This window comes from Coriobacteriia bacterium (assembly GCA_013334745.1).
In the GTDB taxonomy this organism is placed as follows: domain Bacteria; phylum Actinomycetota; class Coriobacteriia; order Anaerosomatales; family JAAXUF01; genus JAAXWY01.
This window is the reverse complement of the sequence record JAAXWY010000033.1, coordinates 1-12,699: the sequence shown is the minus strand read 5'-3', so window position 1 is coordinate 12,699 and position 12,699 is coordinate 1. Positions and strand designations below refer to the sequence as shown.

Annotated in this window: 15 protein-coding genes and 1 pseudogene; 15 read left to right on the top strand and 1 reads right to left on the bottom strand. The window is 66.1% G+C overall.

What is annotated here, in order from left to right; all coding sequences use genetic code 11:
* Window positions 1-39 precede the first annotated feature (39 nt).
* The 9 genes and pseudogenes from HGB10_08725 (at window position 40) to HGB10_08685 (ending at window position 8,128) form a co-directional block, all read left to right on the top strand.
* Window positions 40-492 carry an OsmC family protein gene (locus HGB10_08725; protein ID NTU71883.1) on the top strand — a complete coding sequence of 151 codons (453 nt, stop codon included), beginning with the start codon at window positions 40-42 and terminating at the stop codon, window positions 490-492.
* A 136-nt stretch (window positions 493-628) separates the two neighbouring features.
* A complete protein-coding gene (locus HGB10_08720; protein NTU71882.1) occupies window positions 629-940 on the top strand; it encodes a hypothetical protein in 312 nt (103 codons plus the stop codon).
* Window positions 941-955: 15 nt separating this feature from the next.
* Window positions 956-1,147 (top strand): zinc ribbon domain-containing protein, encoded by a 192-nt coding sequence (locus HGB10_08715; protein NTU71881.1) that lies wholly within the window; start codon window positions 956-958, stop codon window positions 1,145-1,147.
* 77 nt (window positions 1,148-1,224) lie between these two features.
* Window positions 1,225-2,259, top strand: coding sequence for a CPBP family intramembrane metalloprotease (locus HGB10_08710; protein ID NTU71880.1), 1,035 nt, complete (start codon window positions 1,225-1,227; stop codon window positions 2,257-2,259).
* Between the two features lie 144 nt (window positions 2,260-2,403).
* The gene (locus tag HGB10_08705) at window positions 2,404-3,432 is read left to right on the top strand and encodes a M28 family peptidase (protein ID NTU71879.1); all 1,029 of its coding nucleotides are present in this window, start codon (window positions 2,404-2,406) and stop codon (window positions 3,430-3,432) included.
* A 109-nt stretch (window positions 3,433-3,541) separates the two neighbouring features.
* Window positions 3,542-3,970: an META domain-containing protein gene (locus HGB10_08700; GenBank protein NTU71878.1), complete on the top strand. Its 429-nt coding sequence runs from the start codon at window positions 3,542-3,544 to the stop codon at window positions 3,968-3,970.
* Between the two features lie 9 nt (window positions 3,971-3,979).
* Window positions 3,980-4,048: pseudogene (locus tag HGB10_08695) on the top strand (LysM domain-containing protein).
* Between the two features lie 2,181 nt (window positions 4,049-6,229).
* Window positions 6,230-7,069, top strand: coding sequence for a 3-hydroxy-5-phosphonooxypentane-2,4-dione thiolase (lsrF, locus tag HGB10_08690; GenBank protein NTU71877.1), 840 nt, complete (start codon window positions 6,230-6,232; stop codon window positions 7,067-7,069).
* 30 nt (window positions 7,070-7,099) lie between these two features.
* A complete protein-coding gene (locus tag HGB10_08685; GenBank protein NTU71876.1) occupies window positions 7,100-8,128 on the top strand; it encodes an alcohol dehydrogenase catalytic domain-containing protein in 1,029 nt (342 codons plus the stop codon).
* 9 nt (window positions 8,129-8,137) lie between these two features.
* Here HGB10_08685 and HGB10_08680 read toward each other — a convergent pair whose 3' ends face one another.
* A complete protein-coding gene (locus HGB10_08680; protein ID NTU71875.1) occupies window positions 8,138-10,249 on the bottom strand; it encodes an ATP-dependent helicase in 2,112 nt (703 codons plus the stop codon).
* Between the two features lie 256 nt (window positions 10,250-10,505).
* On the opposite strand from HGB10_08680, the gene HGB10_08675 reads away from it, so the two are divergent.
* The 6 genes from HGB10_08675 to HGB10_08650 form a co-directional block, all read left to right on the top strand.
* Complete coding sequence (locus tag HGB10_08675) at window positions 10,506-10,760, top strand: hypothetical protein (GenBank protein ID NTU71874.1); 255 nt, start codon at window positions 10,506-10,508, stop codon at window positions 10,758-10,760.
* An 18-nt stretch (window positions 10,761-10,778) separates the two neighbouring features.
* Window positions 10,779-11,204 carry a hypothetical protein gene (locus HGB10_08670; protein ID NTU71873.1) on the top strand — a complete coding sequence of 142 codons (426 nt, stop codon included), beginning with the start codon at window positions 10,779-10,781 and terminating at the stop codon, window positions 11,202-11,204.
* Window positions 11,201-11,896: a F0F1 ATP synthase subunit A gene (locus tag HGB10_08665; protein NTU71872.1), complete on the top strand. Its 696-nt coding sequence runs from the start codon at window positions 11,201-11,203 to the stop codon at window positions 11,894-11,896. The genes HGB10_08670 and HGB10_08665 overlap by 4 nt, the downstream gene beginning before the upstream one ends.
* 4 nt (window positions 11,897-11,900) lie before the next feature.
* Window positions 11,901-12,134: an ATP synthase F0 subunit C gene (locus HGB10_08660; protein ID NTU71871.1), complete on the top strand. Its 234-nt coding sequence runs from the start codon at window positions 11,901-11,903 to the stop codon at window positions 12,132-12,134.
* 30 nt (window positions 12,135-12,164) lie between these two features.
* Complete coding sequence (locus tag HGB10_08655; protein ID NTU71870.1) at window positions 12,165-12,464, top strand: hypothetical protein; 300 nt, start codon at window positions 12,165-12,167, stop codon at window positions 12,462-12,464.
* A gap of 42 nt (window positions 12,465-12,506) precedes the next feature.
* Window positions 12,507-12,699, top strand: a 193-nt coding sequence (locus tag HGB10_08650; protein ID NTU71869.1) for a hypothetical protein, incomplete at its 3' end; no start/stop codon positions are given.

The following is a 12,699-nucleotide window of genomic DNA, read 5'->3' as shown; positions in this document are numbered from 1 at the left end:
GCCCCACCGAATCACGCGCCCCCACGAAAGGACCTACGCATGGATGTCGTCAACGCTCGTTGGACCAAGAAGCGCCAGTTTGTCGGCTGGGACTCCAAGCAGCACGGCATCGTGATGGACACGCCGGCGACCGGTACCGGCGAAGGCACCGGATGGAGGCCCGTCGAGTTGCTCCTTCTCGGCATGGCGGGATGCACCGGTGTCGACGTCGTCTCGATCCTCGAGAAGAAGCGCGAGGACGTACGCGGCGTTGAGATCGAGGTTCGCGGCGAGCCGTTCGTCGACGACTACCCCCACTACTACGAGACCATCGAGGTCATCTACACCGTGACCGGCGTCGGCATCAAGCCGAGCTCTGTTGCCCAGGCGATCCAGCTCTCCGAGGAGAAGTACTGCTCGGTGAAGGGCAGCCTCGGCCCGCAGGTCAACGTGACCACTCGCTTCGAGATCGTGGAGTTCGAGCCGTCCATCGGCCCCAAGGACCGCGACTAGCTGCGTGAGAGCTGGAGGCGACTTCGTGTCTGACATCATCATCAAGGTCGTCGACCTCGACGACTGCAGTTGAAGCGGCGGGGGAGACCCCCGGTCGGAAGGTCTTTCCGATGCGCTGTGGTTCGAAGCCCAGGTGATGGGTGAGGTCGACTTTCTCGGCGAGGAGTCGGCGTGCGGGATGCCCGTCGCGATGCAGATCGATCGGTTGCAGCGTGAGATCGACGCCGCGCTCGGAGGCGGATTCGTGGTGCGCAACACGGACCTGTACAGCCTCATGGGTGTTGAGCGCGATCTGGCGCTCGATGCCGTCGTGACGGGGGTACCGTCGCCATTCGTTCTGATCGAGGGTCAGCTCGTGTGCACTGGTGCCGTGGAAGTGCCCGCGGTGCTCAGCGCACTGTCGGCGCTCGCGTTCGATCGCGTCGCAGCAGATGACGTTCGCAGGTAGCTTCAGGAGGTCGTAGTGCCGGAGTACGATTACAAGTGCACCGAGTGTGAGTGCCAGTTCAGTGTGAACAAGCGCATCGCCGAGGCGACGCGAGAGGAACCGTGCCCTGAGTGCGGCGAGAAGACTCGGCGCGTGTGGTCGGTCCCATCTGTCGCGAGCTCGGCGTGCAGCGGTGGTGGAAGCAGCAGTGGTGGCGGGGGCGGTTGAGGCGTGAGCTACCGGGCGTGACCCGGTAAAGCGTCAGCGCGTGCTCCCGAGCGGCAGATCTGGGGATTGGGGAGAGCGTGCAGGACATATCGACCGAAGTTGACGCGCCCGTCGTGCAGGCAGTGGGGGAGTCAGTCACCCAAGAGCCTCCGCAGCGCGTCCGATGGGGACTCGTCGCCCTCTTCTACGCCATCGCGTTTGGGCTTGCGGCGCTGATTTCAGTCATTGCAGCGCGTATGGGCGGCAACGTCTTCGTGAATCCGGCGGTGCAGTGGCTCATCGCGTTCCTGTACATGCCCGCACCGCTCATCGCCGGTCTGGTGGTCGAGGCGGTCGCCAAGCGCGGGTTCTTGGTCAGCAAGGTGTTCGTGCAGTTCAAACCACGCATCGTGCGTGTCGTTCTCGTAGGACTCGGCTGGTGGGCCTTCCTGATGATCGGGGTCATCGGCGTCGGATTCCTGCTGGGAAACGTGGCGCGCATCCCTGGGATGGGAGTGCTACCCACCGATCAGGCGTCATTCCTCGCAGGCCTGAAGTTGCTGCTTCCCGCAGGATACGAGCTCACGCCTGACATGCTGGCTCAGATGCCGCCATGGTGGATCATCTATGTGCAGGTCGCAGTCGCCGGTATCGTCGCGGGCTTCACGATCAACGCGCTGTTCGCGTTTGGCGAGGAGTACGGCTGGCGGGGCGTGTTACAAGACCTGCTCGCGCCGCTCGGCGAGTTCAAGGCGAACGTGCTCATCGGCTTGATGTGGGGCGTGTGGCACGCGCCCATCATCGTGATGATCGGCTACAACTATCCGGGCCAGCCGCTGCTCGGCTCGATTACGATGACGCTGGTCCTGGTGCCGTTCGCGTTCGTCGAGTACCAGTCGCGCCGTCTCACGGGATCGCTGCTCGGGCCGGCTGTCGTGCACGGCATGTACAACGCCTCGGCCGGGATCTTCCTGTTCGCCGTGGGGCGGAATGCGCTTCTCGGGTTCCCGCTTGGGGCTGCGGCGTTCGTCATGTTCGCGATTGCCGCGTGGGCGATGGCTGTGCTGCCGATCAAGCCGTTGCCGCTGCCGGGATCAGCGGGCGTGTACCCGCAGGACCGCGTCGTCCCGTAGCGCGAAGACGCCCGCCCCGCACTGCTCCGGGACGGGCGTCGACTGCGTGATGTTCCGCAATCTCACGGCCACCGAATCCGATGTCAGACCCGCGGTGTCTACTGCGTGTAGGGGCGCATGGCACGTCGAGGGGACGGACAGGATATGAGCGATTCGAGCATCGAGTCGGACACGCGCGCGCTCGCACTGCCGGATGGTCGGCTCGTCGGCAGTGAGGGGCACGATGTCGCACGAGACCACGTCGTCGCGCGCATGGGTGAGATAGGTCTGACGCCGTTCGCAGGCGAGAGCTTCGAACTGCCGTTCTCGCGACACTGCGGCGGGCTGCTCGGCCAGGTCGACTTCACCAACATCGTCGGAGTGGTTCCGGGGGCCGATCGCGGCAAGCCGCCGTTGCTGGTCGGCGCGCACTACGACAGCGTCATACCCGCCCCGTGTGCCGATGACAACGCGACAGCCGTCGCTGTGTGCCTTGCGGTGGCAGAAGAGCTGGTGGCCGTGCCGCTCGACCGCGACGTGATCATCGCGATATTCGACTCCGAAGAGCCGCCGTTCTTCCTCAGCGACTGCATGGGATCCACACGTTTCGTCACCGATCACTGTCGCGGTTTGGACTTCCGATGCGCCGTCATCATGGACCTCATTGGGCACGCGGTGCGGTTTGCCGCGCCCGGCATCGACACGGCGTTTCCAGATCTCGCGAACCTCGTATTTGCGACGGGTGCCGAGAGCGCGGGTCATCTGCCGGCGGCGCTCGAGCGCGCATCGGCGCGCAGCACACTTCCGGTGTTCGCGACGCTCAATCGCTACGGCGGGGGAGACCTCTCGGATCACCACGTCTTTCGGCGCGCCGGCCAGCCCTACCTGTTCCTCACGTGCGAGAGGGGTGGGCACTATCACAGCTGCTCGGACACGTGTGATTGGATTGACTTCGAGAAGGTCAAGAAGGTGAACGGTCTTGTGCTTGAGCTCTTGCGGGCAGCCGACGACGAGACACTCGCGCCGTACCCGGCCGCAATCGACGGCGACTCCACGGCAGCCTTCGAGGCGCACATGATCGCTGCGGCGATGGGTGGAGCGCACCTTGCACTACTCGACAGAATGCGACTGACTTCGCTCTCATCGCGCCAGGACATCGATCGGTTCGTCGAGGGGTTGCAGCGGTTGCTGTAGTGGCCCGATCTCGTGCTCGTACGCGTAGTTGAGTGCGAGCACGGACGAGGCTGGCGCGCTACGCTGGAGATGTTGAAGGATTGCCCAGCTCTCGGACGGAGGCAGTGAGATGAAGCGACAGGCCTACGCGATGATGGTTGTCGGGGCACTGCTGATTGGCGTGGTCGCTCTCGGGGGCTGCGTAAGCGGCCCGGATACGAGTGCCCTTGAAGGCAGCTGGACGCTCGCGGCGTTTGGCGGCGTCTCTGCACTCGAGCCGGTCGCATCCGATGTCACCACGGTACTCACGCTCGCTGACGGAACGGCGAGCGGCAACGGCGGCGTCAACTCCTACAGCGGCACATACGAGGCGAAGGGGTCAGCGCTCGAGTTCTCGCAGTTCGCCGCCACAGAGATGGCCGGACCGGAGCCTGCCATGACGCAGGAAGCCCGCTTCTTCGCCGAGATGGCGAAAGTGCGCACGTGGGAGATCAACGAGGGAAAGCTCGTGCTCGGCGACAACGGCAACAACACGCTGCTGGTGTTCGCCCCGAAGTAGCGGGTGAATCAGCCCGCGCCTCCGCCGCCACCACCGCCACCGCCACCCCCGCCGCCAGAGAAGCCGCCCCCACCGCCCGATGATGACGAGTTCATGCTTGAGGCGACCTGAGATGCGCTGGCGAATCCAGCCGACAGCGAGCTGATCGGCGTGTTGCCACCGGTCTGCGCATAGGCCCACCAGTAGGTGTTTCGGAAGGCCGGGTCATCGATGACCTGCGGCACCACTACGCGCATTTGTTCGATGACCTTCTCGGAGATGCCGAAGATCACGGCCAAGATGAGGAAGCGGTTCCAGATCGCTACCGATGCCGGCGGAGCCTCATCTAGGTGCGAGAAGTCGCGCAGGAAGCGCTCGACCGCCTTGTACTGCGCGTAGAGGTCGGCCCCGGCCTGCGTGCGCCGTGACATACGCGGCGCGATCAGGGCGATCACGCCTGCGCAGGGAAGCGCCACGGCCATCGCCCACAGGCTCCAGAGGAACGCGCTCACGAAGAGTCCGCCCACGGCGAGGAAGATGCATAGCGTCCACATGGCGACGTTCCAGCCGTGGCCGGCCGACTCGATGAGTCCGAGCGCCTCGACGCGCTCGTTTGCCGCATCCTTCCAGTGCTCAACGTCGCTTGCGAACCCCTTCGGGTGCTCCATCGCGTAGTCCTTGATGTCCTCGATCGTCGCGCTGCGCCCGTCCTTGGCCGCATGCGTGAAGATGAGACGCACGAGCTTGCCCTCGAGCTCATCGAGTGTATCTGCGCGACGCCGCGCCGCAGCGACGGCATCCTTCTTCGCCCGCGACTTCGCCTGACGTCCTCGCGGCGCTTCCTCGACGTCCTCGCCCTCGACCGCGTCGAGATCGACCTCGGTCGCCTCATCCGGCTCGGGCGGCCCGGTGTGCACCGCGGTCGGACGCGCGGTGTCCGCAGCGACGGACTTCGGCGCAGCTCCCTCGCGCACGAGGGTCAGTCTCAGCGTCTCTTGCGTCTTCGATCCGCCGAACCACGACACCTTGGGCGCGGTGTCTGGCTCAACCTGGATGACGCCCTTGTCGGCGAGGCTCATCAGAGTTGCGCCGATGTCGGCGTCCTCCACCTTGCCCGAACGCCACAGCGCTCCGATGACGGCAGGCTGGAGATCAGGACGCGGGTCCTCTCGGAAGTACTTCTCGGTGAAGGACGGTTTGTACTCCTTGCCGTATCGCCAGAACGCCCACAGGGCGAACCCGAGCGTGAGCAGTGAGACGAACCACGTCGCGAGCGTGAGGTTGCGCACGAGGTTGCGCGCGCGATCGCGGGCGGCGTTCGCGGCATCGGCGAGCCTGCCCTCATCGGCGAGCACCTTCGCCTCGCGCTGCTGGGGGATGACCGGTGCTGCAGCGAGCGCGGCAGCCGGATAGAGCACGCGTGCCTCAACGAACGTCTCGGACGGGAGCTCAGGCAGCGCGAGATCGACGACTCCGTCATCGGCGATCGTGACGGTGCCAGTGAGCGGGCCGTGCGCCCACGCACGGACGTCGGCCTTGGTGAGCGGTGCAGGTGGCTCGATGCGCACCGAGATGTCGGTCGCCGAAGCGCCCCAGCCCCTGCCGATGAACTGCCAGTAGAGCTCGCTCACGTCTTCGTAGCGCTTGGCCGCACCGGCGACGTCGTAGGTCAGTCGAAACGTTGCCGACGTGTCCGACTTCGCGAAGAACGCGTACACCGAGACCGTGTCACCCGAGTCGACGACCCAGTAGGTATCGGGGATTCGCGTCTCCTTGGCGTCCGGCTCGGTGGTGAGCGTGTACGGTCGCTCGGTGGAGCCGATGATCTCCGAGAGCCCCTTCACGGTGACGCTCTCGGCGCCCTTCGTGCCAAGGTCCCAATACACGAACGTGTAGTCCCCCGAGAAGTCGAAGGTGCGGTCCTCTCGGACAGAGAGCGTACCGTCGTTGGCGACCCGCGCATCGATGGCGACGGGTCCCATCGAGTAGCTCTTCGCGAGTGCCGCCGAGGGGAGAGTGAGGCTGGCGGCGAGGGCGAGGGATGCAGCGAGCGTTAGCACGAGACCGAGGGCCGCGGACGCGGGCGTGAAGGCCGCTGGCGTCGTGTGTCGCGCGACTCGGCTGGTCATGGCGGTCCTCTCGTGCGTCGCAGCCCATGTTCGCTGCGAGTGTAGCGCAGGAGGTGGGCGCGTTCCCGCGGTCGGGTATCATTACCACGCCGCGTGCACCGCCTCGTGCGCGTTCGCATGACAGCCACTTCCGACGCCAAGGAGCACCGCTATGTCCTGGGGACTCGAGAACCGCCTCGCTCGCATCATCCGTCCGGGCGACAACCGCACCGTCATGCTCGCGGTCGACCACGGCTACTTCCAGGGCCCCACGACCGGCCTTGTCGACGCCGCCGGCGCCATCGCGCCGCTCATCGACTACGCCGATACGCTCATGCTCACCCGCGGCGTGCTGCGCAACTGCGTCGACGACCGCACCGCCACTCCGATCGTGCTGCGAGTCTCAGGCGGCAACTCGGTGCTTGAGGACGACCTCTCCAACGAGACGCTCATCACGAGCGTCGAGGAGTGCATCCGCCTCAACGCCGCCGGCATGGCGATGTCGATCTTCGTGGGATCCGATCACCAGCATCAGACGATCAAGAACCTTGGCAAGCTCGTCGACAAGGGTGAGCGCTACGGCATCCCGGTTCTCGCCGTGACCGCGGTGGGCAAGGAGATGGTGCGCGACCAGCGCTACCTGGGACTCGCCACGCGTATCGCCGCCGAGATGGGCGCGCACATCGTCAAGACGTACCTGTGCGATGGTTTCGAGAAGGTCGTCGCCGGGTGCCCCGTGCCGATCGTGGTCGCCGGTGGCAAGAAGCTTGAGGAGCGCGAGGCGCTCGAGCTCACCTACCAGTCCATCGCTAGCGGCGCCTCCGGCGTCGACATGGGTCGCAACATCTTCCAGTCGGATTCACCCGTCGGGATGATCAAGGCGGTTCGGGCCGTCGTGCATGACAACGCCAGCGTCAACGAGGCCTACGAGATCTACGCCGATGAGAAGGCCGCAAGCGGTGCGGGCGCGGGCGTCTCGGCAGATGACGTCGCCGCGGACCGGAAGTTCTAGCGTATGACGCCTGAGCAGCTGCCCGCCGCGATGCGCGTCGCGGTCTACCACAACAACTCCGACGTTCGTGTCGAAGAGCGTGCGGTGCCTGCGATCGGTGCGGGCGAGACGCTCGTTCGCGTGCGGGCGAGCGGTGTGTGCGGATCCGACGTGCTCGAGTGGTATCGCGTGCCCAAGGCGCCGATCGTGCTTGGTCACGAGATCGCGGGCGACGTGGTCGCGGTGGGCGAGGGTGTGAGTGGCGTAGCCGTGGGCGACCGCGTCGTGGTCTCGCATCACGTGCCGTGCAACACCTGCCGCTACTGCCTCACCGGCAACCACACCGCGTGCCACACGCTGCACACAACCAACTTCGATCCAGGCGGCTTCAGCGAGTACGTGCGCGTGCCCGCGCTGCAGACCGACCGAGGCATCCTCACGATGCCCGACTCGATGACCTACGAGCAGGGCAGCTTCGTCGAGCCGCTCGCGTGCGTGGTGCGTGCGCAGGTGCGCGCCGGCGTGCGTCCGGGCTCGACGGTGCTCGTGATGGGCAGCGGCATCAGCGGGCTGCTTCACATCCGACTCGCGCTCGCGTTGGGTGCGGGCCGCGTGTTCGCCACCGACGTGTCGCCGTATCGGCTCGACTGGGCGCACAGGAGCGGTGCCGCCGAGGCGTTCGACGCGGTAGCGGCCGGCGACAAACTGCCCGAGCTGCTGCGCGAAGCCAACGACGGCAACCTTGCCGACCTCGTCATTCTCGGCACCGGGGCCTCAAGCGCGATCGACCAGGGGCTCGCGTGTCTCGACAACGGTGCGACGTTCATCGTGTTCGCGGTGCCGGCACCCGGTCAGGATCACCCGATGCCGCTCAACGAGCTGTGGCGCCGAGAGGTCACCGTGCGCACCGCCTATGGCGCAGCGCCGGCCGATCTCGCCATGGCGATGGAGCTCATCGCGACCGGCCGCGTCCGCGTCGACGACCTCATCACACATAGGCTTCCGCTCGAGCGCGCCGCCGAAGGCTTCGGCCTCGTTGCGGGTGCAGGCGAGAGCGTGAAGGTAATCATCGAGCCGTAGAACGGGGCGTCACTCCCACAACCCGCGCACGCCCGCACGGATACTCGCGCTTGTGGTCTGTGGTGCCGGCGCATCGTCCTCGGCGAGTGTCTCGGGTGAGGCCTGGAACTCCACGAAGTGCGGCATCACGGATTCGGTGAGGAAGCGCGTGCGCTGGGCGTAGCCGTGGTTGTCGGACTTGCCCCACGGCTGCGTGTAGTAGCGCAGCGGGTGGCTCACGTAGAGGTGGTTCTTCGCACGAGTGCATGCGACGTAGAACAGCCGCCGCTCCTCTTCGATCTCCTCGGGTGAACCGGTCGCCATGTCGCTTGGGATGTTTCCGTCGGCGGCGTGGATGACGTAGACGCAGTCGAATTCGAGTCCCTTGGCGGAGTGCATGGTCGAGAGGATCACGTAGTCCTCGTCGAGTACCGGCGGGCCCGCGAGGTCCTGCGTGTACGAAGGCGGATCGAGCGCGAGCTCGGACAGGAAGCGCGAACGGTCGGGAGCGCGACTGGCGAGCGATTCGATCTGCTCGAGGTCGCGCAGCCGGGCGGCGACGTTGTCGTAGCGGCGTTCGAGCAGTGGGGAGTACACCTCGCGCACCGCGCACACCTGAGCCGGCACCTCGCCGGGCCCCGCACTTGCCAGCGCTCTCATGAGCGAGACGACACCGGGCCAGATCTCGCTGGCGGCCTCAGGCACGTCGACGCCGACCCAGCTCTCGAAGTCGCCGCCGCCTTCGGCGAGCGCCGTCATGAGCGCCGAAGCGGTGCGCGGGCCGATACCCGGCACCAACCCGGCGACTCGGAGCCCGGCCATGGCGTCGCGGGGGTTCTCGGCGAGCCGCAGGAAGCTCACGAGGTCTTTGACGTGCGCCATCTCGACGAAGCGCAGGCCGCCGTACTTGCGAAACGGGATGTTGCGACGTGAAAGCTCCATCTCAAGTGCCATCGAATGGTGCTGCGCGCGGAACAGGACACACTGGTGCTTCAGGAGCGTGCCCTGCTCGCGGTGATCGAGGATGCGGTCGCAGAGCCACTGGGTCTGCTCGGCTTCGTCTCGGCAGGTGACAAGCGATGGGCGCCCGCCGCCCTCCCGGGCGGTCCACAGGTCCTTGTCGCGGCGCTCGGTCGCCTCGGCGATGACGGCGTTGGTCGCGGTGAGGATGGGTGCGGTCGAGCGGTAGTTGCGGGTGAGCGTCGCGACCTCGGCTTCGGGGAAGCGCAGCTCGAAGTCGAGGATGTTGCGCACCGTGGCGGCGCGGAAGCTGTAGATCGCCTGAGCGTCGTCACCCACGCAGGTCACGCCCGTGCCGTCTGGTCGCAGCCGAGAGACGATATCGGCTTGCAGCACGTTGGTGTCCTGGTACTCGTCGACGAGTACACAGTCGAAGCGCTCGCGCACCCGCTGTCCGGCGTCGGGGTCGCCGAGCAGACCGTGCCAGAAGAGCAGCAGGTCGTCGTAGTCGAGTACCTGCTGCTCTTCCTTCATGTCGGTATAGCGCGCGAAGAGTCGCTTGAGGTCGTCCTCGGCCTTGCGACACCACGGGAACGCGCTCGCGAGCATCTCGGCCAGCGGCGCTTGCGCGTTGACGCACCGTGAGTAGATGTCGAGGCACGTCGACTTCTGCGGAAAGCGGCTGCCGCCGCGGCCGAGGCCCAGCTCGGTGCGAGCCAGGTGCATGAGGTCCTCGGCGTCGCCCCGGTCGAGGATCGTGAAGTCCGGCTCCATACCGATGTCGCGCGCGTGTATGCGCAACAGCCGCGCGGCGACCGCGTGAAACGTGCCGCCCCAGACGCGGGCACCGGAGAGTTCCGGCCCGCCATTTTCGGCGCTCGAGCGCAAGATCCCGTCGACGCGGCGGATCATCTCGCCGGACGCGCGGCGCGTGAACGTGAGCAGGAGGATGCGGCCCGGCTCGGTGCCGCGCGCTATGAGTTGCGCGACGCGGTGGGCGAGGGTCGCCGTCTTGCCGGTGCCCGCGCCGGCGACGATGAGCAGCGGCCCGTCGCCGTGAGCAGCCGCCGCGCGCTGCTCGGGATTGAGGTCGACGAGCAGCGTTTCAGCGAGCTCATCGGGAGCATGAGCGGCAGGCGCTTCGCCGACGCTGGCGGCGTGTGTGTGGGTCTCGGCGTCCATGGGCGAACTCCTGTTCGATTCGAGGATGAAGTGAGCGTAGCACCGCACACTGACGCGTGTCGAACACGTGTTCGCTTTTGATTATGTGGATTCTTGTTAGACGGGCTACTCCGGTGGTGTTTCGGGAACAAACAAGGTGTAACCAAGTGGTCCTAGTGCCGGCAGGTCCACGACCCCGTTACCCGAGCTACAGTGAACGTTCGAAGCGAGTGTGAGCAGCGGAGCCGCGTGACCTCGAACTGAGGGGGCGGCGCAGATGGCACACACGACCGCGCAGGGTCCGATTAGGGTCGATCCGGAGCCCGGCCGCGATGTAGATCTCATTCCTCGTGAATTTCTCCGCGTTATCGCCGTGTGGTCACTTGTGCCCGCGTATCTTGCGGCCGGCGCCTTCTTCGGGTGGCTCGCCGACAAGGCCTTCGGCACCTTCCCGTTCGGTATCGGCATCGGGCTGTTGATCGCACTCGTTGCCGCGGTGCGCGACATGCTCCGACTTCGCGACGGCTTCTAGGCGACGGGGGCGACAGCCATGAAGCAGCAAGAGGTGTTCGGCTTCTCGTGGGGGTTCCTCGACGAGATTGCGGCGTGGTCGCTGGGTCTTGGCGGCGTGATCGCACTCGGCGGCGGGCTGCTGCTCAAGAGCGTCGCGTTCGCTGTGGGCTGTTTGATCGCAGTCGCAGTCGATGTCGCGCTCGTGCGTTTGGCGACGGGTCGCGCCCGGCGCGAACTCGCGGCGGGCCGCATCGATCCGGTCGCGCCGATGATCATGCTCGCCGGCCGCCTCATCGTGAAGGCCGGCATTCTCGTGACCTCGCTGCTCATTCCGATGGCGCACGGCTTCGCCGGCACCGTCGCGGGAGCACTCGTGTTCGACACGACGCTCGTCGTCGTGGGCAGCATCCTCGCGGCGTATCGAACGATGCGCCACAGCGGGAGAGGCGGTGAGGTGGGATGAAGCCGCTCGATGGATGGGGGCTCGTCGTCATCGTGAACTCGCTCGTGGTGGCGGGCATTCTCGTGGGCGCAGGTGCGTGGCTCGCACGAGGCGAGCTGTCGCCGACCTCACCCGGTGCCCGCCAGAACCTCGGCGAATCGGTCCTGTCGTTCTTCGTGGGCAAGGCGCGCGGCATGGCGCATGGGGACAACCGAGACCGGATCATGGGCATCGTGGCGCCGCTCTTGGCCACATTCTTCCTGTTCATCATGGTCTCGAACCTCCTGGCGATGATTCCGATTCCGATCGTGAACCGCCCGCCGACCTCGCACTTCTCGGTGACGTTGGGACTCGCGTTGTGCGCGGTTCTCTCAACGCTTGTCGTCTCGGCGGCTGTCAAAGGCACCGGCAAGACGCTCAAGCACCTGGTGTGGCCGAATCCGCTGCAGTGGGTCTCGGAGATCACGGACGTCATGTCGCTGTCGCTGCGACTGTTCGGCAACATCGCCGGCGAGTACATGACCGTAGCGCTCGTGGTCCTCGTGGTGCCGTGGGGCATCCCGCTCATCCTGCATGCGCTTGGGCTCATTCCGGCGTTCGTGCAGGCGCTCGTGTTCACGCTGCTCACCACGAGCTTCCTCGCCAACGCGCTGCACGACAGCTCTGCCGAGAAGAAGCACGCACCCGACGCACGGCCCGAAGGGAGGTCCTAAGGCCATGGAAACCAACACCGTCCTGCTCGCGCTGGTCGCCATCATCCCGATCGCTGTGGGCGCCGCGTTCGCGTCCTACGCGATGCGTCACGTCTCGACGTCGGCGATTGATGGAATGACCCGCCAACCGGAGATCGCACCGCAGCTCTTCACGGCGATGCTGATCGGCATGGCGCTCATCGAGGCGCTGTGTATCTACACCCTGGTTGTCACGCTCGTGATCTCGCAGAAGATGTAACCGGCCTTACGTCCTGGGGAGGTGGCAGGCGTGAATCCTGCCGAGCTCAACCTCAACCCGATCGACCAGATCAACCCGATCGTGATCGTCGCGGTCATGCTGATAGTCGTCGCGACCTACTTCGCGCTGCGCCGCGTGTACGTGATGCCGTATCTGCGGGTGATGGAGGAGCGCGAGCGCTTCTTCGAGTCCGCCGACGCGTCCTACGCGCAGGCCGGAGAGCGCGTGGCCACGGCGAGCGCCGCGCTGACGACGTTCACCGGCGTGCTGAAAGCATCGACTTCCCAGATATTGGGTGCGAGGAAGTCCGTCGCCGTGAACGGCGCGTGATAGACTGCAAAGTCAAGGTTGCTGTACAGGCGCTCGATGCCGATGCTTGAGCCGGGACCATTGGCGCGATACTGGCCCGGCACCATGACGAGCCGCTCGCGCGACAACCTCGAGACGACCGTCGCGGCCCTTACCTCGGAGGGCCTCGGCGCGAACCGCGTGTTCGCGATCATGGAGATCGAGACCGAGCCCATGGACGCCCCGGGCGCGCGGAAGATTTCGGGGCGTATCGACG